Annotated in this window: 14 protein-coding genes; 2 read left to right on the plus strand and 12 right to left on the minus strand. The window is 39.9% G+C overall.

Annotation, left to right across the window (positions count from 1 at the left end):
- Positions 1-346: 346 nt before the first annotated feature.
- The 7 genes from FHX64_RS12730 to galA (FHX64_RS12760) form a co-directional block, all read right to left on the minus strand.
- On the minus strand, positions 347-1,819 hold the full coding sequence (locus FHX64_RS12730; RefSeq protein WP_183414204.1) for a cellulase family glycosylhydrolase: 1,473 nt from the start codon (positions 1,817-1,819) through the stop codon (positions 347-349).
- Between the two features lie 69 nt (positions 1,820-1,888).
- The gene (locus tag FHX64_RS12735) at positions 1,889-3,418 is read right to left on the minus strand and encodes a glycan-binding surface protein (RefSeq protein ID WP_183414205.1); all 1,530 of its coding nucleotides are present in this window, start codon (positions 3,416-3,418) and stop codon (positions 1,889-1,891) included.
- An 18-nt stretch (positions 3,419-3,436) separates the two neighbouring features.
- Positions 3,437-5,020 carry a RagB/SusD family nutrient uptake outer membrane protein gene (locus FHX64_RS12740; protein ID WP_183414206.1) on the minus strand — a complete coding sequence of 528 codons (1,584 nt, stop codon included), beginning with the start codon at positions 5,018-5,020 and terminating at the stop codon, positions 3,437-3,439.
- A 62-nt stretch (positions 5,021-5,082) separates the two neighbouring features.
- The gene (locus FHX64_RS12745) at positions 5,083-8,250 is read right to left on the minus strand and encodes a SusC/RagA family TonB-linked outer membrane protein (protein WP_183414207.1); all 3,168 of its coding nucleotides are present in this window, start codon (positions 8,248-8,250) and stop codon (positions 5,083-5,085) included.
- 837 nt (positions 8,251-9,087) lie between these two features.
- Entirely contained in the window at positions 9,088-9,357 is a 270-nt protein-coding gene (locus FHX64_RS12750; protein ID WP_183414209.1) for a hypothetical protein, read from the minus strand.
- A 430-nt stretch (positions 9,358-9,787) separates the two neighbouring features.
- Positions 9,788-13,807: a hybrid sensor histidine kinase/response regulator gene (locus FHX64_RS12755; protein WP_183414211.1), complete on the minus strand. Its 4,020-nt coding sequence runs from the start codon at positions 13,805-13,807 to the stop codon at positions 9,788-9,790.
- 190 nt (positions 13,808-13,997) lie between these two features.
- Positions 13,998-16,961 carry a beta-galactosidase GalA gene (gene galA, locus FHX64_RS12760; protein ID WP_246392472.1) on the minus strand — a complete coding sequence of 988 codons (2,964 nt, stop codon included), beginning with the start codon at positions 16,959-16,961 and terminating at the stop codon, positions 13,998-14,000.
- A 155-nt stretch (positions 16,962-17,116) separates the two neighbouring features.
- Between galA (FHX64_RS12760) and FHX64_RS12765 the strand changes: the two genes are divergently transcribed.
- Together FHX64_RS12765 and FHX64_RS12770 are read left to right on the plus strand one after the other, a co-directional pair.
- Positions 17,117-17,443: a helix-turn-helix domain-containing protein gene (locus tag FHX64_RS12765; RefSeq protein ID WP_246392474.1), complete on the plus strand. Its 327-nt coding sequence runs from the start codon at positions 17,117-17,119 to the stop codon at positions 17,441-17,443.
- Complete coding sequence (locus FHX64_RS12770) at positions 17,440-18,042, plus strand: IS630 family transposase (protein WP_183414530.1); 603 nt, start codon at positions 17,440-17,442, stop codon at positions 18,040-18,042. Before FHX64_RS12765 ends, FHX64_RS12770 begins: the two co-directional genes overlap by 4 nt.
- Positions 18,043-18,056: 14 nt before the next feature.
- On the opposite strand, the gene FHX64_RS12775 is transcribed toward FHX64_RS12770, so the two are convergent.
- The 5 genes from FHX64_RS12775 to galA (FHX64_RS12795) form a co-directional block, all read right to left on the minus strand.
- Complete coding sequence (locus FHX64_RS12775) at positions 18,057-18,257, minus strand: hypothetical protein (protein WP_183414215.1); 201 nt, start codon at positions 18,255-18,257, stop codon at positions 18,057-18,059.
- Positions 18,239-18,421, minus strand: a complete 183-nt coding sequence (locus FHX64_RS12780; protein WP_183414216.1) for a hypothetical protein — start codon at positions 18,419-18,421, stop codon at positions 18,239-18,241. Before FHX64_RS12780 ends, FHX64_RS12775 begins: the two co-directional genes overlap by 19 nt.
- 418 nt (positions 18,422-18,839) lie before the next feature.
- The gene (locus FHX64_RS12785; protein WP_183414218.1) at positions 18,840-21,203 is read right to left on the minus strand and encodes a PDZ domain-containing protein; all 2,364 of its coding nucleotides are present in this window, start codon (positions 21,201-21,203) and stop codon (positions 18,840-18,842) included.
- Between the two features lie 8 nt (positions 21,204-21,211).
- Positions 21,212-23,293 (minus strand): discoidin domain-containing protein, encoded by a 2,082-nt coding sequence (locus tag FHX64_RS12790; RefSeq protein ID WP_183414220.1) that lies wholly within the window; start codon positions 23,291-23,293, stop codon positions 21,212-21,214.
- A 204-nt stretch (positions 23,294-23,497) separates the two neighbouring features.
- Entirely contained in the window at positions 23,498-26,023 is a 2,526-nt protein-coding gene (galA, locus tag FHX64_RS12795; RefSeq protein WP_221202212.1) for a beta-galactosidase GalA, read from the minus strand.
- Between the last annotated feature and the right edge of the window lie 5 nt (positions 26,024-26,028).

Below are 26,028 nucleotides of genomic sequence, written 5' to 3' on the forward strand. Positions count from 1 at the left end.
GCATTAAGAAATGACCACAGGAACGTCAACACAAAAGGAAGAGTGTTTTTTATTTAAATTAGAATTGAAGGGGTAAACATAGAAGTAAAACCATAATAGCTATAGCTCGTGCAAACCACTCACCTATTGACAAGTAGCTGGTAGAAATCTAAAAAATACTCATTGGCACGGACTCAGTACTTCTGACACATGGAGACTTGAATTATTGCTTGTTACTGTTTCTATGGCAAATTCTCTTTCTCTCCGATTGTTATCGGAGAGAAAGAGGTTGAGATAAAGCTTTTAAGACTTAAAAAAAGGGATTCTTGCAATATTTCATTAACTGATAATTAGGCACTTTATATTATCAATTCGATACTGCATTCTGTATTGAATCCAAAAGCTGTTTATTCTGTACGGCACCGGTATTCCTGTTAATGATTTCACCGGTATCCCATATAAACGGCAAAGCACCATGAGTTAATGCCGAATGACAAACATAGCTGTACCAATGACCACGAGAAGCTAAACTAAGCTTCAAATTATCGCCTGTCAGACTACTATTTGGCGGAAATGCACCCAGCTCACCCACTATCACAGGAATACCTTTGTCAACAAATTCTTTTTTCATCAACGAAAACACGCCATCCACATAAGGTTCTTCACCGTAAGTTGCATTATGCGACAGGTCAGTAGTGGAATGATAATTTTGTCCCCAGTAAAAAAAAGCTGTTGTAGGATCAGTATCCAAACAGAAATTAAAAGGAGCATAATAGTGAAACTCTAACATCAATCTATTGGGCACATTGTCATGGGGCATACCAGGCAAACCACCGGGTGTGAAGTAATCAGCCAAATCGCTGGAAGTATTTGGAGCTTGAATTATCAACGTACGATACGCATTTCTACCACCGGTTGAACGCACCGCATTAATAAAAATCTGATGATAGTCGTATAAATTGGTCACGGTGGGCAAAGTGAAAGAAAAATTAGCAGTATTGCTAGATGGCTCATTGGCACTGGCAAACATGAGGTGCTCATCAAAACCTCGCATTGTTGTAGCTATTTGCTCCCAATATGCTTTTTGCTTGGCTTTAATAGTATCTAACTGAGCACCGGTAGCGTTGCAGTCCAACCATCCACCATCCCAGTGAATATTAATCATCGTGTACATTCCATCATTGATACAATATTGCACTACTTCCTTTACCCTGTTGAGCCAAGCCGGGTCTATTTGTGCTGTTGCCTTGTTGATGATGTGAGAATAATCATATGCGATAGGAATTCGAATGGAAGTAAAGCCGGCTTTTTTTAGAGAATCAATGTATAGCTGCGTGATCACCGGATTGCCCCAACCGGTTTCGCCGCCTGGTGCTTCCATTGTATTTCCTATATTTATCCCTAACTTAAACTTAGCGGCCAATTGAGCAGCCGTACTACCCATTCCTGTTGAATCAGGTGCTATCGGTGATGTGTTATAAGATGGAAAAATATTCGCAGCTTGAAAAACTGTAATTCTTCTTTCTTGTCCATTTGTACTGATGATATTTAAGATTAATGAACGACTTAATGACGAATTAGCCGCTGCGGTCAATCGAATAGTGTCATTACCACTATTTCCTGATATCGGGCTTACATGCAACCATTCAAATCCTGTTGTATCAATGCTCCAGGAAGCATTGCAAGTAAACGTAAGGGACTTGGTTCCACCTGTTTGAGGTATCGTATCTGTTGTATTAGAAATGGTAAGTTGCGGAACTGGCTCTTCATTTTTACAAGAATTGAAAAGCAGAAATGAAAGCAATATTCCTGCAATACCAATAAATAATTTATTCTTCATGTATTTATTTTTTAAATGTTTTTTAGAAAATGGTACGGGATCTATGTCCCGTACCCTCATTATTGGTTACTATTTAATTTTTACCACTCTGACATTATCAATGGCAGCATAAAAACCAGTTTCAGTTGGTGAAGTACTGAAATTATGAAGGTAAATACTCAAACTTGTATTACCGGTACTCCCCAATAAATCCGTTAAACTTGGAACCGAAGCACCCTCTCCATCACCCAGTGTTGGATCGCTTGCCCGGAATGCAGACAAAGGAATGGTCACTGTTCTCCAACCCCTGGTGGAAAAAGCTGCTGTACTTGAAGCAGAGATTTGCCATGGTTCATAACGAGCTATATAGTTACCGGCAAAACCACTTACCAAACAAAGAGTACCACCATTCCAGGGGTGAGGAACACTTATTTCAAATTGAATTGCCCAGTTACCAACAGGATCCGAAAGATTAGCTGTCGGTACCCATTGATTAGCTCCAATCGGGAAATTATATTTACCATCACCCGATGTTCCATCACCACTTTTCATAATACCAGTATTATAAGACACAAACATACTGTTGTCTGTCCCCAATACTCCATCAAAGTCAGATTTTACGGCAATCCAACCGCCACTGTTTGCGACACTATTAACAGTAAGGGAAACGCCTCCCCACCATCCCCAACCAAAATAATTACCCCACTCCATATTAGCTAACATGCCGTCAGTTGATATTTGAGTATTAACATTGTAAACGGTAGAGGCTGTGCCATAAGTGCTCACGATTTTAACTGGTGCGCATTGCGAAAGCGAAGGTGCCACAAACCCAACAGAAGAACCATTGGGAGCTTCTTTAAAGCTTGTAATACTTGCGCCGGCAAAACTTAAACTTTGAATACCATTCAAATTCGCTCCATAAACATATACTGAATCGCCTTCCGAAGGATTTGCATTAGAAACGCCTGAAATTATTGGTACTATAGAAATATCATAAGTATAAATACCGGAGGCTGCTGTAACTCTTACATGCCAGGGCATTGGCTGCGTGATAGCCGGAAGCTTGAATCCTATGCGACTACCATCTTGTGCCGTTGTAAATGGCGAAATGGTATCTCCTGCAATGGTTACGTTTTTAATCAAATACAAATTGGTACCATAAATATAAACCGAATCACCTACTACATCACTTGCAGACATTGAATTGCCGGTGATGGTACCCGGAAGTGAATTTACACTTAATTTAAAAGTAGTTGTACCGGCTGTGGTAATATATGTTACAGTATTGAGATCGGCTGCAGATACACTGTTAAAGGGTATTGACGAAGGGATTTGAAGTACAGCCTTGTCATTTGCAAACAGCTCATAATTAAATTGTGCAGGCACTCCGTCAAAAAGAATTGCAACAGCATTTTTTAAATTTTGTCCTTGAATGACAATCCATTGTCCGGGTATTATACTTGTTACCAATGTATCATTGGGGGCTGCTGCATAATTGCGAATGCTTGTAATTACCGGGGCTAATGCCAGGTTGTCTTTATTACAAGACGACAAAGTGATTAAAGCAAACGTCATGCAAAGAAGGATGAAACTATTTATCTTTTTATGTAATGTTCTCATAAAGCTAATTTTTAAGGATTAATAATATGGCACCGGCGCTTCGTCTAATTTTGGATCTGATGTAACCTCCGATGCCGGTAATGGCAAAGTAAAATTGCTAATGGTTGCCGGAACAATATCTATCGGACCTCCCGCTGAACCTGCCGGAGTGGGCGTAGCAACGCCATTTGCATAGCTAAATGTTATATTTTGCTGCGCATTAAGCATATCAATGGCTTTTTGAGGATTGTAATACGAAAGCCGAACTAAGTCTGTCCAGTACTGACCTTCTAAAGCAAGTTCAACTCTTCGTTCTTTCATAATGGAATCCATATTGATTACTGTCACCGGATCCAGCCCTGCTCTTATACGTACTTTATTAAAATAGGTCAGTGCATCTGGATCAGAAGTAGTTGCATTATTACCAAGAATTGCTTCAGCATATATCAAATAAACATCAGCTAAACGGAGAAGTGCATTATCTTCGATAGATGAATTCTGATCCATCGTTGGAGAATTATTATCTTTATCAGTCCCAACGATGTGTTTTTTCATTGCAGCACCGGTTGCCGTATAACCGCCCCCTGCAGCATTTAATTCCGGGTAATAGTCTCCGGGAAGCATAAAGGTCGCTTTGCGCCTTACGCTATCTTGCGCAGAATAAAGCTCATATAAAGCGTAGGTTGGGGCTAAGGGTGTCCATGCGCCTGTTTGTTGAGGCATAATGTCGTTACTGGGTGAATAATGCTGCAGCATATTCCCATCTAACCAACCAACACCAGGTGCCCATTGCAATGCAAATAATGATTCCTGATTGTTATTGTATTGCGTTTTGAAAAGATTGGCGTAGTTTGGCAGTAATGTCAATCCACTATTTTTGCAAACATTGCCTGCATATTTTTTAGCACTATCCAAGTATGCCACATTACGAATACCTCCACTTTGTCCAAGACCTGCCATTGTTAAATACACTTTCCCCAACATGCCTTGTGCCGACCAGGTGGTTACCCTACCGGCAACATCCGTAGCAGGGAGGTTTTGTGCTGCATAAGTCAAATCGTTAGCGATAAATTTATATACATCACTAAGAATATTGCGGTTAAGTAAAGGATTTTTTATCAGTTTGGAGTTGTCCTCGATAATGGGGACTGCCCCAAAAAGTATCGCTAGATTATAATATGCCATTGCCCTGATAAATCTTGCTTCCCCTAAGGCAGCATTTTTATCACTTACAGCTATATTCGGAGATCCATATTGTTCAATTCCGTTAATGGTTGAGTTGCATTGTGCAACCGTATTAAATAACCCTGTCCATGCGCTTTGCAAAACACTGTTCTGTGCAGTAATAGTACGGGTTGCCAATTGAATATAATCTCCAAACCATGAATAATAAAGATTTCCGGATAGTATATCGCCTAATTGCAGATAGGCGCTGTAATTCCAATTACCCCAAGTCGCCCCTCCATATAAATTGGCGGTAGCCAATCTTAAATCAGCTTTAGTTTGATAAAAATTATCAGAACTGATTTGTGATTGCGAAGGACGATCTAAAAAACTCTTGCTGCATCCGGCAATTGTTGCTGCAAATAGTATCAGTATTACTATTTTATTAAATGATTTCATACGTATATGTTTATATGATTGTTTAGAAGTCATCCTGTTATGACAGGAACCGGCTTATAATATTATAATTCAAGATTAAACCCTAAAGTATATACCCTCGGCTGTGGATAATAGCCACTATCCCATCCGGCTTGAAGTGGATTCCAGGAACCTATTTCCGGATCCATTCCACTGTATTTTGTAATGAGGAAAGCATTGGCTACGGTAACATATAACCGCAATGACTGTAAATGAACTTTTTTCATTATGTTTTCCGGTAATCTATATCCGAGTGTTATGTTTTTACAACGTATAAAAGAGCCATCCTCAATATACAAATTACTGGGGCGCTCATTTTCATTGGTATTGTCGTTTCTCAACCCCACGATGTTCGTATTAGGATTCGTAACATACACGTTATTCACATCGGTAGCCGAACCGCTGGGATTTATCAATGCTAATCTTGCATAATTCATTACCGAAGTAAAATAGGAAGTGTTATTTTGGGGATTTGTTTGAGCGATTGCTAATTCGTTAAATACTTTATTCCCGACACTTCCCGCAAAGAAGATATCTAAGTCGAAGTTTTTATAAGTAAAAGAGTTGTTAAATCCAAACTGGAATGTAGGTAGCGGAGAACCTAAAAATTTTTGATCTTTTGAATCGATAACACCGTCACCATTCAAATCCTTAAACATGCGGTCGCCATACCATATTCCACCACCTGCGGGAGAAATAGGCCGGGGGTTACCATTCTGGTCAACAGGCAAAGCATGCGTTTTGAAATCCTTTGCAGTAGCGAAAATCCCATCATACACGTATCCGTAAAATGAGCCAATAGGCTGTCCTACAACCGTTTTTTCCACCACATAGCCGTTATAGGTTTCACTTAAATTGGCAGCGGCTCCACCGGAACCCAAACTTACTACTTTATTGGCATTGTGACTAAGCGTAAAATCAGTTCTCCATGTAAAAAGACTATTATCAATATTTGTCGAGCTGATTCTAAAATCAAAGCCTCTGTTTTGAACAGAACCCACATTTACATAAGGAGCATTGAGTGCACCGGGCGAATATCCGGTAGTAGTACCTGAATATAATGGAAGCGGAAGCTGCAGTAAAAGTCCATCTGTTCGTCTATTATAAAGATTTAATGTAAAGTTAATTCTCGAGTTTAAAAATGCACAATCCAGCCCTAAATTGGAATCCTTTGTTTTTTCCCATTGCACATAAGGATTGCCTAAATTGTTTTGAAATTGAGCAACACCCGATAAGCCATTGGCTGCCGATGCAAGTTGTGTCACATATGTGTTGCCCGGGATGTTCTGATTATTTGTTAACCCATAACCTATGCGCAGCTTCAAGTCATTGATAAATCTTATATTTCTAAAAAACAATTCTTTATTAATTCTCCATGCAAATGCCTCTGAATAGGTAGCTACCCAACGATTTCCTGCAGGAAAATTGGAAGAGCCATCTCCACGCACATTGCTCGTCAACAGATATTTATCATCCAAATTAAGATTAACACGGCCAAAATAAGATTCCAAGGCAGGACCCGACTGTTTAACACCGGTATTACTTGCCGTGGTGGCATCTCCACTATTAATCGAAGTTACATTGTTGGATGGAAAATTTGTGCGTTTTGCCGATACACTGGCAGAAGTGCTTAATTGCGCTTCATGTCCGACCATTACGTTGACATTGAGTTTTTTAAATGCATGATTGTAAGTTAAATAATTCCGGACGTCCGTAGAATAATATTGACCGGAATAATATTGGGCAGAATTGATATTATTTACCGCTTTACCAAATTGATACGTAGGCATAAACTGATCTTCTGTTGAAAAATCAAAATTGCCGGATACCTCATTTCTTAAAGACAAATCTTTTGTAAATTGAATTTCAAGATATATATTACCAAAGAGTTGGTTTCCTCCTTTCGTGTCCTTAACTAACAACGCCATTCCAACAGGATTATTTACTTGGTTCACCCAACCGCTTGTATTGGTAACGCCACCCCAAGAGCCGTCGGGATTTTTCACAGGAATATCCGGAGTTAAATTCAATGCAGTAGAAATTACATTTGAAGTGGTAGAATTTACATTTTCATCTGTATGTCCCAACTGAATACTTGTTCCTATTTTTAGCCAGTCAGTGGTATTATTGTCTAAGTTAAATCCTACTGAATATCTTTTGAATTCTGAGCCTAACGCTATTCCTTCCTGATCAAAATAGGAGGCAGAAAGCATGTATTTTGTTTTAGTATCTCCACCACTTAACGTTATTGTATTGTTACTCATAGGCGCTTTGCGAAACAATTCCTTTTGCCAATTGGTACCTGTTCCCAAATATTGAGGATTAACAAATTCAGGTCTGGCATCAAAACCCCAAACCTGGGCCCTGGCGTTAAGCAGCGTTGCAAATTGCTGTAAATTTACGGTTGGAAGTTCTTTAGGAATTTCTTGATAACCATAATTAAAATCGTAAGTTACCCTAGGTTTGCCAGCATGACCTCTTTTGGTTGTAATAACAATCACTCCGTTAGTAGCCTGCGATCCATAAATGGCTGTTGCAGAAGCATCTTCCAGCACATCAATTGATTCAATATCAGAAGGATTGATCGAGTTCAATGGGTTCGACCCACCACCGGGATCGCTGACAGGAGGGATTATAACACCATCAATTACATACAATGGAGAATTTGAACCACTAATAGATGATACACCGTGTATCTGCACCGAGACACCTCCACCGGGTTGCCCTGATATTTGCTGTATCATTACACCTGCAACTTTCCCTTGCAGTGCCTGGTCAAAAGTGGTAGGTACTGTTTTGCGAAGGTCGTTTCCCGTAATGGAAGAGATGGAACCGGTAAGATCTTTTCTTTTCTCTTTTCCATAGCCAATTACCACCACTTCGTCCATTTGCTTAGCATTTTCTTCAAGCATAATCAACATATCACCCGATGTAACCCGTACATCTTTAGACATATAGCCAACATAAGAAATATGCAAAACAGCATCCTTCGCCACATTATTTAGGGTAAATTTACCATTAACATCTGTAATGGTTCCCTGAGTAGTTCCTTTGACGGCGACAGCAACTCCAATAAGGGGATTTCTTGAAGCGTCGATGATTTTTCCCGTCACTCTAACCTGAGTTTGCGTTACATCAAGATTGCCTGTTTGTGCAAAAACAAAGACAAACATTGACAGAAACGCTACGATCAAAATGATTTGTTTCTTCATGTAATTAAAATTAAAAGATTAAAAATTCAATGCCAACAATTTTCACGGCTAAACAGTACAACTAGTTGGCAAGTAGTACTGTTGCTCCCTTTTTTTATATTGGGCGGTTATGTAATATACCCTCTTTAATTGATCAAGAAGAAATACTGCATACGATCTGACAGTTTCTCATTAAACAAAGCGATATTTTCATTCCATCCAATTGACTGCATCTTGTCAGGCAAAAGCAAGAACCTAATGGTCCTTCTATTAATCAGGACAAACTGCAATATATGTTTCACTGAGAATTAGCAAAGCAAGAAAATATATGTATATCGTAAAGCATCTACTCCCCTGCTTTGATTTTACCAGAAAACATGTAAGTTCGTTCAAAATCAAATTAACATTTCAAGTGGCATATACTAATATTTTCATTACAAAAATATCTGCAATTTTGCAGGATCATGGTATCCTTTTGTTTCAGATAACTACCATATTTGTTGCATTTTCATACGATCACACATAATAGAAGCAGGATAAAAACACACATATAAAACTACATACCAGAATATTAAAACAAACAGAAGCAAAAATATACTTGTAATTAACATACAACTATTCTCGTGAATGCAAGCTTAAATCGTTGTTTCTACATCGATTAATATTCGGCGCACCATTAACAATTCTTCGAAGTATCAGATTAAATTTTTCATGCCAATCAGGCTTAAGAAAAGCAGTCAATAATAAGCCTCGTCATACAATTTTGTTTTTAGACTCCAGCAAGGATCAAAAAGGTGGATGATGTCAATGCCTGAAAAAAGTTTTTAAGGAGCAGTAGTTTTGAAGATAATTTTCAGGTTAAAACCTGGATATACAGTTTGGAGTTGAGTCAATAATTTTGCCAGTTCGCAGGCCGCTTCGTTGAAGCGGGGAGTTGATAAAAAATACAAGCGGATAGTTCATGTGTTGTTTTGATAATCCGGTATTATATCGGCTGGGGTTTGGGGTACTTGTTTTATAAACATTCTCATTTTGGCCCTTCCCCATGTTAGATAGAGCTTCACTCTCTTTTCTCTTTTCTACGCTAGTTGCTGCTCCCTTGTTTTTGATGATTAAACCTGTTTCCATTAGTTTTACATGATGTTTTGTTCATATATGATAGGTTTCCTTCATCATGTAAGGTGTCATAGTAGTTTTCCCAACTGTTTTATAGGCTTTGCAAGCTCAATTCCGCGAAAACAAGCTGACATTGGCAAAATACAGTTTAAAGTTGGCAAGTGTAACCTTGTATTGGCGAGATACGGCTTGCATTGGCGAAAAACACATTGATTTTGGCGAATGTAAGTTCACATTGGCGAAAATCAGGTTGCAGTTGGCAAATGCGTCCTTACTTTGGCGAGAAACAACATGAATCTGGCGAATGCAGGCTTACATTATGACTTTGCAAGCTTACATTGGCGAGAATCATCTTGCAAACCATGTACCTGACTTCCTTTTTGCCTTGTCGTAAAAAGGAAGTAAATAGGGGCTTGTAGTACTTGCGAAAGGTGAAATAACACTAATCATTCTGCCTTGGATTTTTCAGACTACGCAAATATTCAGAAGGTGATATTCCAAATTCCATTCGGAAGTTTTTGGTAAATATTTTTGGGGAATTAAATCCAACGGCATAGGCAATCTCCGCTATTTGCAATTGACTTTTCTCCAGTAATTGACGACCTCGTTTTAGACGAACGGTACGAATAAATTCGGCAGGTCCTTTGCCGGTAATATTCATTAATTTCTTGTATAAATGACTACGACTCATTCCTACTGCATACCCCAGGGTCTCAACAGAAAATTCTGTATCACTCATATTTTCCTCAACTACTTTGATCGCTTTTTCTATTAACTGTTGATCTAATGAAGTAATCGTTATCTCGCTTGGAGAGATATCCACCTTTTCACTAAAAGCAATATGGCACTTTTCCGTCCATTCAATAAATTTACGAACACGTAGCTTTAGAATATTAAGATTAAATGGTTTAGTTATATAGTCGTCTGCCCCCAGCTCTAATCCTTCTATTTGAGATTCTTCAGCCGTACGGGCAGTCAGCAGGATGACCGGAATATGAGACCAAAGAATATTCGTTTTGATTAGTTTACAGAGCTCTGTGCCACTCATATTCGGCATCATTACATCACTTACAACAATATTTACATCGTACGCATTCAATTGTTCCATTGCTTCCTGTCCGTTATGCGCAGTCAATACAACATACTCATCAGAGAGGCTATCTGACATAAAATCACAAAGGTCTCGATTGTCATCTACAAATAATATTGTTGCCTTAGTTGGAATTTTAGGGCTTTCCGGTTGATCCGGAACCTCCTCTTCAGGGATTTGATTTGGGATTGGTTCCCCATCGGATGCATCGGCCTCAATAAAAGGAAGCGTAAATGTAAATACACTTCCCACAGGCACATTATCAACTACCGAGACAACACCCCCATGCATGCGTACATATTCGTTTACAATATGCAGGCCAATTCCACTACCTGTTTTTTCTTGTCTGTCTGGAACCTGGAAAAAGCGTTCAAAAATATGTTGTTTTTCTGCGTCACTGATGCCAGAACCTGTATCAGAGACACTAACACTGATATTATCTTGCTGCCGATGCATACTGACAATGATATTTCCTCCGTCCGGAGTATATTTAAAGGCATTGGAAAGGAGATTAATTAAAATTTTTTGGACTTTATCTGAATCGAATTGCATAGATAAACTTTCCATTTCTTTTACCAAAGTGAAGGTTATTTGTCGGTCAGCGGCATAAACCTGAAATGAAGAATATATCTCATTGATAAGATTCACTATGTCACCGTTCTTGAGATGTAATGTTTCGGCTCCAACATCTAATTTCCGGAAATCCAACAGAGAATTTATGAGTTGTAATAACTGCTCTGCGTTCTTGTTCATTGTATAAAGTTTTTTATGAAGTCTTTCATCCGAAACTTCATTTAGCAACATCTGGATTGGAGTCATTATAAGTGTAAGAGGAGTACGTAAATCGTGACTGATATTGGTAAAAAAACGCAATTTCATCTCATTAAGACTAATTTTCTGCTCATGTTCCAGTCGTATACGTTGCTGTTCCAGTTTTGTTCGGTGATGCTTCTTAGCACGCTGGATAATATATATGACAAGTACACTGAACATGAGAATATATAAAGCAATGCTCCACCATGACCAATAGAATGGCGGTGTAACTTTGATATTTAAAACAGTTGGAATTTCATTCCAGGTACCGTCACTGTTACACGCTTTCATTAAAAGGCGATAATTACCGGGAGGAAGCGATGAGAATTCAATTTTGTTTTCTTGCGTTGACATCCACTGATTATTGAACCCTTCCAACTTGTAAACATATTCTACTCTGTCTGCATTAAGCAAATCTCCCGTAGTAAAATACAATGCAATCAGCTTATCATCATATCTGAATGTGAGCGCTGTGGTTTGTTCCAATGAACGTTTCAACAGCTTGTGTCCGTTATAGAGGGAATCTACCTGAATAACATGACCTTCTATTTTTAATTCCGTAAAAGTTATTTTGGCAAGCGGCTGATTCTTTTCTGACATTTTATTTGAATTGACAAGGGTGTACCCATCTGCTCCTCCCAACAAAATATCTCCGTTACGTAGTTTGCAAATTGAATGGCTATTGAAATAGTTATTTTTCAGTCCATCTTTAGTAGAGTAATTTCTGCAAGTAAAATTTAGATTACCATACTTATCTCTTGTTTCAGAAAGGATTGATAGTCCGTTACTTGTTGTTACCAGAATATTCCCGTAATTATCCTGAACAATGCCATGAATGATATTATCACACAATCCACTCGCTTTATCAATATAGTATAGAGTGTCTTTCTTCAAATCCCACACGGTTATGCCTTGTGCATGTCCAAGCCATAAGTTTCCTTCTCGATCTTTATATACATTTGAGATAAATGGTTGTTTGAATTTTTGTGTACCTCGATTATTCCCCAAATACACTTTTTGTTTGCCGGTAATGATATTTTTCACATAGAGGCCATAAGTAGTCCCAACATATAATTTATCTCCGCCGTCATAATACATATCCAGTGGATTGTCGATTTCTCCGTCAGGACTCTTCAGAAAGTCAAAAGCCCTATTATCAGGATTCAGGCATTGAATTCGCCCATTTAAGGAACCTACCCACAAAGTACTATTACAATCTTCTTGTAAATTCCAGATATTGTTATTTGCTAAACTGCTATTACTAGCACTCAGTTGGGTAAGTTTTCCATTCTCATAACAAAACAGACCATGTTGATAAGTACCGATCCACACCCTGCCTTTGCTGTCTTCAAGCAAAGAGACTATGGCAAAGTTAGGCATCGGAAGTTTCTGAATTGAATTAGATATTTTGTCCTTAACAAATAGCCCCTCTCCATCTGTGCCAATCCATATATTCCCTTTTTTATCTTCTAAAATAGCATTAATGTTTCTACATTCATGGAGTTGTACATTAATAATATTCTGAAAACTCTCATTAAAGTAAGAGATTCCCGTCTTGTTATGTCCCAACCAGATTGTCCCGTTATTATCCCGATAAATACAATCTACATTATCAGAGGCAATGGATGTATATAGATCAGGATCGTGTCGAATATTAGTTAAGGTTTTTTTGTTTCTATCATATAAAAACACCCCTTTGTGGTCAGTACAAATCCAAACATGGCCATTTTCGTCGTCAAGAATACTTTGCACAACATCATTTTGGGTGTTTATGGTTGACCTTAAAATCACTTTCCTCCATTGTTGAATTGAATTTTCTCGATAATAAAGCAAATCGGATTTATCTGAAAAGATCCATAATCCGTTATAACTATCCACATAAATCCTGTTGTAGCTATTTTCTATTTTTTTTTTGACAAAATCAGGCAATTTAATCCATGTTATTTTACCGGTTTTATCCAACTGCCACAATGATCCGCCTTTACTGATTACATAAAGGCTTTCTCCATCATCACTTAAATTCAAAGTAGTAATGTCAGATTCTGGGAGTTTTACCCGAAATACTTTCAGCGTTTTTTTTCGTGTGTCAAAGTAAAACACTTTTTGATCACTCAACACCCACAAATCGTGATTTCTGTCAACATATATTTTATAACTGTTACCTACCGAAATAGATAACTTCTGTAAAAATTTGGGGATATCAGTAACAAAACAGTCTTTATCACGATCGTACACCATATAACCAAATCCAACATCTATCCAGATATTTCCAAGACCGTCTTCACTTAATCCTATAATATCATTTGTTAAAAGTGAATTTGGTGTATTAGGACGATTGGTATACACTTTGAATCCATAGCCATCATACCTGTCCAGTCCAGATTCAGTACCTATCCACAGGAACCCATAACTATCCTTTAATATTGCATTTACATGACTATTAGAGAGCCCATCATCTGTTTGTAAATGATGGAATACATAGGAAGACTGCCCGTTAACCTGCAGATTATAAAACACAACAAAGACAAGAAGGAATAACTTGCGTATATTATTTCCCATAGTATGATTTTTAGTTGGTCCTCAGGATACAGAATTCGCCTTGACTTTTGAAATCTTAAATACCAAAAGAAGGGGAAGAACATTTTTATGAATATCATTCACATCTTAAAACACATTTCCCCCATGATATACTTAGTACTGGACAAAGATACGATAAAATCACACTCCTCTTTGAATCTTTAAATATACACTATTTTGTTTGAATTGCAGACTGCACCTCAGGATATAACTTACAGGGTTTTGTCCGGATCATAATCTTTGCTGTTGATAGGTCATCGGATGTTGCCGACAAAATTAAAGTTCCGGGCGTCTTGTCTGACTGCACAATCACTTGTGCCAAGCCGTTAAATGCTTTTCGCCGCCACGTTAAAGCAGGCGTACACACCTGAATAGTACCCGGATCAGTATTCAAAATTTCATACTGGTATTTCTTCTCAAAAGGAATTGCGACAACCGTATAGATGTTTTTCCCCTTATGAAGAATCGCATGATTAATCTCATAGCGTACAACCGGATCATTCCTTTTTATATGGCTAGCGATAAGATGCCCGTTGATATAAACATTCTCTGTTTCTCCAAGGCTTTTTGGCCACAAAGCAATGGTTGTATTTGATTCATAGGAGGACAAATAAAATTGTCCACAAATAATGCATGCTTTGAGAGAATCGTGCGGCTGTATGTTGTAGTCACCCTGGGCCGTAGTCAATGAAGGCCAATATCGATCATTCCAAGTCTTGATAGCATCAGGATAATCTTGTTGTGATTTAATTAATTTGAACGTGAGACTATCAATAGTCACAAGTTGATTGTTTTCAACAAACCGGTCTTTTTCGTGTGAAGAAGGATCTCCATTGCCAACGCCAATAATTTTTCCAGGCCCGGTCAGATGAAAATAGATCTCATTATCAGCATCAGGCACGAATCGGGCTTTTGCATCATTCATCCGAACCGTAATTACTGAAACATCCTCACCATCGGCTTTAATGACAGACCGATCCGGAATAAGCCGAATGGCAGCCGGAGGTCCGGACGTTTGTACACTGTCGGCAATAATTTGTTTTCCATTTTTAAATCCAAGCGCTAACAAAGTCCCCGGTTCATACGGAACAGTCCATGCCAGATGCGAATTTACAGGCATTATTTTGCCCCCCAAACTCTTATGATTCAAAAACAGTTCTACCGAATCACAGTTGCTATATGCAATGATCTGAATCGGCGTACCTTTTTTTACATTCCAATTCCAATAAGGAGAAATGTGCAAAACAGGTTGTTTTCCCCACCACGATTTTAGGTAATAAAAAATATCTTTGGGGTATCCACACATATCCAAAATACCAAATTGCGAAGAGACCTGTGGCCAGCCATATGGAGTAGGTTCTCCCCGGTAATCAAATCCCGTCCAATAGCATAAGCCAGCCAGGAAAGGCCGTGCAGCATAAAATTTCCATCCTGATTCTGTTCCGACATTTTGCGGCATCCGGTTTGTCGGCGCCATATGTGCTGTTGAATCATTCGTAATATAAACGCCCCGTGTCCCAATCGTATTACTTTCTTCCGTACCAATGCCCGACTGCCAGGGAAATTTAGCATGGTGTTCGTCTATATTACCTTGTACAATATAATTGTAACCCATTACCTGGGTGACCATTCCGATCCCATTATCCCAGCCGCCACTTACAGCAGCGGTAAAAGCCCGGGAAGAATCCAATCGTTCGGCATAGTCCTGCATGGTTCTGATAACTCGGGCTCCCTTTATATTACCCTCAATAGCCCATTCTTCATTACCTAATGACCAGAGAAATACACAAGGATGATTGCGATCACGGCAGATCATCTCCCTTAGTTGATGAAGTTGTTGTGGATTCGTCCCTACTTCCCTGTTTTCATCAATCACCAGCATTCCCAAACTGTCACAAGCATTCAAAAAAGCCGGTGAAGGAGGGTTATGGGAACAACGGATGGCATTATCACCCATCTCTTTTAATCGTTTGATACGGAAAACCTGCATGGCATCGGAAACTGCAATGCCTACTCCGGCAGCATCCTGATGATTATTTGTCCCTTTGATGGTCAGATGTTTTCCATTAAGAAAGAATCCCTTATCCGGATCAAAACGGACAGTGCGTATTCCAAATGATGTTGTGTAACGATCTGTAAGCGTATCATCCGAAACAACCTGTGTAATCAGTTTGTACAGATAAGGAGAGTTAACGTCCCACAATTCAGGATTTTTAACGGATAAAACACAATAAAATTCTTTATGTTCACCAGGTTTTAAATTCAGGTTAGCGATTTTTCTTGTTGCAATGATATTGCTTTTAGCATCAACGATCGTCTGGGTAATTTCAAACACGCTGGTTTTTCGTCCATCGTTTGCAAGCGTAGCCCGCGCCATCACATCAGCAGAATGCTTTTTAGTAAGGGTAGAGGTAATAAAAGTACCATATTGAGCCACGTGAAGCGGCGAGGTGATATTCAACCAGACATGGCGATAAATACCTGCCCCCTCATAAAACCAACCCTCTTCTCTGGTTGCATTCACACGAACCACAACCACATTGTTCCCATGATAATTTAGATAATCGGTAATGTCATAGGTAAAAGGTAAATATCCGGAACTATGATGCCCAAGATAAAAGCCATTTACAAATACCTTTGCATCACGGAAAACTCCATCGAACTGGATAGAAATACGTTTGCCAAGATCAGTTTCCGGGATAAAAAAAGTTTTGCGATACCATCCTATGCTGGTTTCCGGAAAACCTCTCCCAACTGTTTTGTACCCATGGCTTGAACTTGCCTTAGGACTAAAAGGCATTTCTACTGCCCAATCATGCGGAAGATTTAATAACCGCCAGCAACGGTCATCAAAACCAGGAGATGCGGGTCCATCACCATAGCCGGCTTTGGCCAGATATGAAAAATAACCTGTTCCAAAATTGAAATCTTTCTTTGTATCTATGGCATTTCCAAATGCAAACCGCCAACCAAAGTCCATAAGCAAATGCTCCCTAATAGAAGAGGAATTGCCTTCTTTTGCCTGGTTTTTTCCAAAAGAAAATGCTGTTGCCAATAACAACATACCCACAAAGCAGATAATTCCTTTGAACGGGTGCATTTTATACATATGTATCTTTTCTAAGTAGATGTTCATAATTAGTTTATATAAAATATTTAGTTTTACTTTGCGTTCTATTATTATGGTAGATACGATTAGCAATGGGAAAGATAAAGAAACTGGAATTAACGGAAGCCCAACGAGGGGAACTGGAGCATGGCTTCCGCAAGGGCGCGAGCCACTGTTTGCGCATGCGTTGCCGAGCAGTTCTTCTCAAGGGGGATGGTCTGTCTTCAGCCAAAGCAGGCGCACAAACCGAGATGAGTTTTGTATCGGTGAATTCGTGGGTAAAACGCTTTTTATCAGAAGGTATTGCCGGATTGGAAACTCGTTCGGGTCGAGGTCGGAAACCGATCATGGATTGCTCAGACGAACAGGCTGTGCGCACAGCGATCGAACAAGACAGGCAGAGTGTGAGCAAAGCCAAAGTCGCTTGGCAGGAAGCTACCGGGAAAGAGGCGAGTGATCTGACCTTCAAACGTTTTTTATCAGCATTGACGCAAGATATAAGCGTATAAGGAAACGCCCAAGGGGAGTCCCCTCGCCGCAGCTTTATCAATACAAGTATGAGAAGCTGCAAGAACTTGAACAACAGGAAAGAGAGGGACGTATCGCTCTCTACTATGCCGATGAGAGCCATATTTGTACCGAAGGGTACGTCCCCTACGGTTGGCAGTTGCCAGGAGAGGATGTAGGCATTGTCTCCCAACGAAGTGCAAGACTGAACATCTTTGGAATGATTGACCGAAGAAATCATTATCAGGGTTTTACCACCACTGAGAGTATCACCGCAGACAAGGTTGTCGATTTCCTCGACGCCTTTTCGTTTCATGTGCGTGAGCAAACCTTTGTGGTACTGGATAATGCGACCGTCCATCGCAATCATAAAATAAGGGAGTTGCGTCCGGTCTGGGAGAAAAGAGAACTTTTCCTTTTCTACCTGCCGCCATATTCCCCATACTTGAATATCGCTGAAACGCTTTGGAGAATATTGAAGGGAAAATGGATCAGACCACAGGACTATGGCAGTACAGACACACTTTTCTATACCACCAACAGAACGTTGGCAGCTATTGGAAAAAGTATGTTTATTAACTACTCTCATAGTGTCGCTTAATTTTGATTACTTACTTATTTGTCAATTTCTCCTTTTGCCGCTTTTTCAAAGAATTTGCCGCAATCCGTCAATTTAAATGTCTTCCACGATTCAATCATGCCGGGAGTCCATTGAGGATCATACACCCACCATATCCAGCTTATGCCTCTCCCTTCAAGATATTGAATAATTGCCTTTCCATAATCGCCATTATCTTTTATACTGCCGTCTCCCAACGTAAAGCCGATTTCAGTAGCAATGACCGGATATTTATTGGCGGCGAATCCAAAATCTTCTTCCCATTTCGGGACATACGGCGGCGTGCGTTTGTGTGGATAAGGATGGGTGACATAGCCAATTCCCCCGTCATTGAAAGAGCATTTTCATGAATATCATTCACGTTTTAAAACACATTTCCCCCGATATACTTAATTCATGACAAATATACATAAAAAGAGAAATAACGTACAGGGGATATCTCGTTTAGATAGTCGCTCATTAAAAAATCACTTTGATACTATGTGCTTATTTGATTAACAGATTTTCTGTTCTCTAGCCGGACAGGCGGGTAAAAATGAATGAATGATCGAATAACTGAGTAACACAAGCCCCTGTTCGCCATAGTATGTAAAGGATTCGGTGTATGACCTCAGCCTACGTCGAACAGGAGTTGTAATCTGATTTGTTTGTTTATATCTATAGTGTGTTCAATGTGTTAATGATATCCATTGCGGTTTCTTGTTCCATAAACCCTTTTTACTTTGCAAAAGAATTCGGATTCTTTGGTAAAAACATCGATTCTTTTTGTACATATTGGCTCATTTCATCTTTAATTCAACCCGTTCTTTTAACTTTTTCTGGTTTCGGAATAGCACAACTTCAGTATTTGTTCCGATCACCGACATACGGGCTGCGGACAAATCATCCAGGTTGTTGATTTCCCTGTTGTCGAAAGACAGGATCACATCATTGGCCTGCAAAAAACCGGCTGCCACTGATCCGGCAGTCACTTTAACTACAAACACGCCCCGAGTGCTGTCCATGCCCGTAGCTGAACGTTCATCAAGTGAATTAAGATTCTTCACTTGAGCCCCCATGAAATCTATTATTTTATCAGTAGCCATTTTCTCACTTACATGTACTGAAGGTATAGGTATTTTTTTTGCCAGGGCTTTCAATCTCGGAGAAACAACTCCAAAATTGTCCATTGCAAAATTTTTGAAACCAACAGAAAAAGCTATCGATCCGGCTTTTAATCGGAAATCACCTGCCCGCGGATTGACAAATTCAAGTCTCCCACACACCGAATGTTTATCGATGCCCCTGTCTTGCGCTGCCTTAAGCGAAGCCGAATCAGGAAAAACATTATAGTCAACTTCTTTGCCCCAACTTTCCACGTTAATAGGTTGATATCCCATCGAAACGATATTGTGCATGAATATATCATTGCAGTTTTTAAACCATACATGAGGATGAAAAGTATTGTTTATCATAATGTTGTTTTCTACAACACGATCGACACCTTCGCGAAGTTTGATACCTCCATTCAGACACAGGTTGTTACGGATGATATAATTACTAGAACCGTCGTCCAAATCGATGTCCCAGCCATGATCACAACGCATACGGTTGTTTTGAATGGTAATCGGTTTCACCACATCCAGCAGGGCGAGATTAAAGTTTTTTTCAACAATCGAATCCAACACTCTCTTATCGGCGCGCCAATAACGGTCGCGTCCCCACGAATTAAACGATCCATGGTCACCGCTTTCTTCCACAGTATTGAACACATCGTTATATTCGATTGTATGACCGCCCCAGGTTCCCTCACTAACATTGATGCCGGCACGTGGCACATCGTAAATAGTGTTATGACTTACGGTAATGCTTTGACACATGGACAATTCTACTCCTGCCGATTGTATTTCTACCTGTCCGAGGTTGAACATCAGGTTATCATAAACTTCGCATTTAGCAGGATAGTTGTTCGTTTTAGGGCCAGGAGTACAATCCAACTTATCGAGTGGAACAAACTGGTAATAGTTGAAGCATGGTGAACGCACGGCTTTCGGATCTCCAACAAAGCAAATTGCACTTGCGCCAATATCGGAAATCAGACAACCTGACACGGTGCAATATCGATTAAAATCGCTAAAAAACACCGCATTGCCACCCAAATTATGTAGCGTACAATTTTCAAGGGAACATTTCTCCGCACCCTCAAAAAAGACAGCGCCACCACGATATATTGTCCAGTCGCTACGTAGTAGTGGTTCCTTATTTTCCATAAATGTGCGTAAGGTTTGTGTAAGGGTCAACCCTTCTACCGTGATGTTCTGAACCGGGTTAGCAGCCGAGCCTCTGAACTCAAACAGATGAGCAATCTGCGGCGTTTCAAATTTTGCTGTTTTGAGATTCAATCCTTTAGGAGGATAGTAATACAATATTTGGGTCTTTTTATTGTAGAACCACTCGTTCACAGTATCCAGCTCCTCAAAAATATTCTCCACAAAAAGGTACTTTTTAGACATACCCATCGGACGATTGTTTTGCCATCCTCCTTCAAGCGTAAGATCTCCTTTGTCATTTTTCCCAGTGATAAGGTAGTGGACATCGCCCCATTCACATGGATGCAAGGCATGTACATATCCTCCTGCAGGCGATTTCCAGCGGGCAACCCGTTCCTTGGAAATGGCATCGGCGGACGTTCCTCCAAAAAAATGAGCAGCAGGGTTGTAATTTGGATACCGCGCCATATGTTGCAATTGTCCGTTGACAAACAATTCATCAAAAATCAGTTTCTTTTCCACTTTTGCCTGCCAGATGCCGTTTTTATAAATCGTCCATTTCAAATGTAAAGCGACACTCCCGCTAACGGTCACTTGCTGATTTTTAAAATTTCTTATTGTGAGTGACACGTTTTTTCCCGGGGAATCTTCGGAAGTAAAAACAATCGGATGGTTTAGGTAATACGTGCCACCTTTAAGATATACTACAACTTTTCCCGGCGTTTCCCTGGCAACATCTACAGCCCTGCTTATTGAAGCAAAAGGCCTGGCTTGTGTCCCCTGATTAGTGTCATTGCCTTTGGGAGAAACAAAAAAAGTTGTTTGTGCCTCAACGTTTATGCTTAGCAAAAACAAGGCAAAAAATACGTTGAATATTTTCTTAATTACCTTCATAGTGCCAATTATTCTGTAATTACACCGATTTCGGCATATCCTATATTGTTATCTCCCTCTGTATTATGCAAAGCCCTAAATTTGATATAACGGGCTTTTACCGCCGGAAAATTTTTGATTTGCCACAATGGGTTGTTTTTTATATTCGAAAATTCTCCCTGACTGATCAGATTCCATTTTTTATTATCCTGCGAAACATAAAACTGGTAATTGGTAATGATGCCACCCCCCCATTGGTTCTGATCTGGTAGATATCTGAAACCACAGAGATTTTCTTCCTTACCTAAATCGATAACCAAATCAACAGGCAATTTTTTGTCACTGCTTTGATGCCATGCAGTAGTTGGATCTCCGTCTAATATTGCGTATGCTTTTTCATCGTTGATTCCAATAATCTTCCAATCCTTTCGGGAAATGTCGAATGTTTCCTGACATACAGGGCTACTTTTACCTGAAGTAGGACTGTATGCAATCGCCTTCACTTCCACTTTCCCTTCTGTTGGAAAAGGACCGGTATATGTTTTTGATTTCGGGGTTGGGTCGCTTCCGTCCAATGTATAGTAGACAATCGATTCTTTATCTGCCGGGGTTATTATTATGTCACCGGATTGATTTCTAATAATAGAAGGAGAAGTCAGGATTTGCGGCGCATCATAAATTCCAATATTGGAAATTAAAGGACAACATTTCGAATCGGTAATATTGAGACGCACTTTTGTTGCCTTTATGCTTGGAAAACAAAGAATACGTTTATATCCGATTGTTGTTGCTTTGGCTACTTCTTTCCAAGTGTTGTCAACAAGAGCCTCAACTGTGAAAGCTTTCACGCGTTGTCCCAAACGGATATATTCCTGCACTAAAAAACGGTTAAAAGTAGTTGGTTTGCCAAAATCTATTGTCAATGAGGCTTTTGTTACACTATCATCAGTAGCCCAATACGTGTTTTGATCATTGTCAACAGCTTTGTCAGCTCCATATTCTTCGCTGTTACCTCGAACGTTAGAGGCAGTGGTTTTCATATTTTTCGCCAAATCAACAGCAAATGCTTCCTTAACAGCTTTGGCAAATTCCAAAACAGCTTTCTCATCCCGTTTATTAATTAACCCACTGGGCATAATAGGAAAACTAAGTAATAAATTGGCATTACGGCCAATCGAATGATAATAAATATCCATAAGCTGTGGCAATGTTTTCACCTTGCTGTCTTCACTTTTATGATAAAACCATCCTGGTCGAATGGAAGTATTTACTTCAGCGGGCACCCACGCATTCCCATTTTCCACACCATAATGTAACATATTATAAGGTACATCACCTGTACTATCTAACAAACTCCAGTTTGTTGCGCCGACTGAACCTGCCTCGGTTCCGACCCAGCGCAAATCAGCACGATCTCCTCCATCATTCCAGATTACTATATTCGGTTGTAGTTTACGAACCAGTTTGTAGGTATTTTTCCAATCGTAATACGTTTTACGATCAATCATCCGGGTTTCATTTGTGCCGCCATACCAACCCGAACCTCCATTTGCACCATCAAACCAGATTTCAAAAATAGGTCCGTAGTTGGAGAGGAGTTCTTTTAGTTGATTTCGAAAATAAGTGATGTATGCAGGACTTCCATAGTCTGCGCTATGTCTATCCCAAGGCGACAAATAAATACCCAGTTTTAGTCCGTATTTTTTACAAGCTTTGGCAAGTTCGCGAACCACGTCTCCTTTGCCATGTTTCCAGGGAGCGCTTTTCACAGAATAGTCTGTATACTTTGATGGCCAAAGACAAAAGCCACAGTGGTGTTTTGCCACCAGAATAATCCCTTTCATTCCTGCTTTTTTAGCAATCCGGGCCCACTGGTCAGGGTTTAGTCTTTTAGGATTAAACAACTTGACACTTTCATTTCCATATCCCCATTCCTGATTGGTATAGGTATTTAATGAAAAATGGATGAATGCATAATATCCCATTTCCTGCCATCGCATTTGATTTGCACTTGGGACAGGACCACATGGGAGAGGAGGTGCCGTTTGGGCATAGCTAAAGCTGATTGAACACACTGAAAGAATGATTCCACACAACAAATACTTAATCATACTCCTAATAATTTATCTGTTTAATTTCTATAAATTCCGGCTCTTCCGGCGTTATCGTAAAGAATACTTCTTGATCTTTCTTTCATAGGAATCTCTTTAAGGGTCTCGCTTATGTTCAAATATAGTGGGGGGGGGCAATCCGCCTTGACATGACACCTGAAGGGAACCTCCGGCCCTTTTTGAATGGAAAGTTTGTGGATCAAGTCATTCAACTTTTATATCAACTTCGTCACTTTTAAGCGATTCAGAAGAAGCTTTTAATCGAATTTCACCGATTTGCTTATCGGACTGAACAATTACCAGGCAATATCCGTTAAAAGCTTTACGCTGGCTGGCTTTATCGGGTTCGTGGCTACTTGGGTTGCCGTTACCGGTACCAATGATTTTACCGGGACCTTCAATAGAGAATTTTACAAGATTATCGGCTGTAGGCACTACCCTACCCTTTGCATCTTTAATCGCTATCCTGATCACCGAAACATCACAACCATCAGCTTTGAGTGTGCTACAATCACTGTTTAATGCAACCTGTGAAGGAGCAGTCGTAGTTTCTACAATATCCTTGGTTACTACTTTCCCTCCTTTATAACCCCAAGCTTCTAATTTGCCGGGTTCATACACAAGATTCCAAATCAATTGATGGAAAGGAACTGCTTTTTGTTTTCCTATACTTTTTCCGTTGAGGAACAATTCCACTTCCTGGCAGTTGGTATAACAGTGCACTTGAATACTGTCTCCCTCTTTCCCTGGCCAGTTCCAATGAGGAAATATATGAACTACCGGCTTATTAGTCCATGCTGCCTTGTACGCATAATATCCATCTTTGGGGAACCCACAAATATCCATAAACCCAAACTGAGAAGTGACGCACGGCCATCTATAAGGCGTAGGTTCTCCCCTGTAATCGAACCCTGTCCAAACAAAGGTTCCACCAAGGTAAGGATACTTCACAATATCCGCCCAGTCTTCACCAGGAAAAGGTCCCCAGTTTGGTTCCCATTTAGTGAGGTTCGACACATAGCCTTTTCCCCAATCATTGGCATATTCGCCACGTGTAGAGACAAAACTTGTAGACTCAGTGCAGAATTCTATCCGGTTAGGGTATTTTTGATGATCTTTCACATAAGCCATTCCCTTGTCACCATAGTTGTAACCCACAACATCGAGTACATCGCAATATCCGTTTTCGTTGCGTCCATGATTCATTGCTGCTGTCACGGGACGGGTAGGATCAATTTTGTGAGTGGTTTCTACCATTGTTTTGAGGATTCTCCTGCCCATTGTAGTTCCTTCAAGCCATTCTTCATTTTCCATGCTCCACATAAAGATTGAAGGATGGTTACGGTCACGATACAACATGGTTTTCAAATCATTTAATCCTTCCTTACTACTCGACAAAAGACGGTTCTCGTCTAAAACGAGCATTCCCATACTGTCGCACATATCAAGTAACTCCGGTGAAGGAGGATTGTGCGAACAACGGTAAGCATTACTTCCAACTTCTTTGAGCAGTTTTAATTTGTACCAGTTTATTTTGTTAGGAAGTGCAACGCCAATACCTGCAAAATCCTGATGATTGCAGGTTCCTTTCACAGGGTAAAGTTTTCCGTTAAGAAAGACACCGTTGCGATTGATCACGATTGTCCTGACACCAAAAGTAGTCTCATATGTATCAACGATTTTTCCATTCGTAGAAACTTCTGTCAATACTTTGTACAGATTTGGAGTTTCGGGAGACCACAGCATGGGTTTGTGGATAGCACCTGTCTGTGCTATTTCAGTTGTGCACAACGGTGCAATAGTTTGTGACGAGGTTTTTGTATCCAGAACAACACCTCTTTTATCAACAATTTTCGAAATAAGCATCACTTTTTTAGCTACATCGTACTCGTTTTTTAACGTGGTTTTAAGGCTCACTGTCGCTTCTTCTTTCGAAATATGCGGGGTGGTTATATAAGTACCAAACCTGGCTACATGCAACCTGTCGGTTACAATAAGCCAAACGTGTCTGTAAATACCACCACCTTCATACCACCAACCTTCAGGTTGCCGGGCATCAACTCTTACCAGAATAACATTTTTACCTTCATTGCCATAGCGCAAAAAATCTGTCAAATCGTAATTCGATGGAGTATAGCCGCTTGAATGATGTCCTAAAAGATGTCCATTCACCCAAACGGTACTATTCCTGAAAATCCCTTCAAACTCGATGGATATTTTTCGGCCTTCGTCTGATGCAGGTATTGCAAATTCTTTCCGGTAAAACCCAATACCGGTGGGCAAATATCCATTGGCTCCAGGTTGGCTACCCAAATTATCATCAGGTACAAAAGGGCCTTCCACCACCCAGTCGTGCGGAAGGTTGACCTCTTTCCAATCACGAGGATAAAATACCCTGGCACTGTTAGTATTCGTATAATCAATAACGGTATCTGGCTGGTTAAGAACCGGCACGTTCACATCCGTTATCCCCCCCTGGCCTCCGGCTTTGACAACATGTTTCATTGCAATGTCGCCTTTGTGAAATTGCCAATCGAAATCAAAATTTTCTCTGACCCTTATGCATGCACCGTTTTGCCGGATACTTTGTCCGTCCCCTTTTGCAGGATTCAGTAACAACAAGACAACTACTATCCTGCAAAATGTAATCCATCCATTTAATTTCTGGTTCCTTTCCATCTGGCAGACGGATTTTGCTTCGTTCAACATGAAAGCTTTACATATTTTCATTGGCA

It is taken from the genome of Microbacter margulisiae, assembly GCF_014192515.1.
GTDB lineage: Bacteria > Bacteroidota > Bacteroidia > Bacteroidales > Paludibacteraceae > Microbacter > Microbacter margulisiae.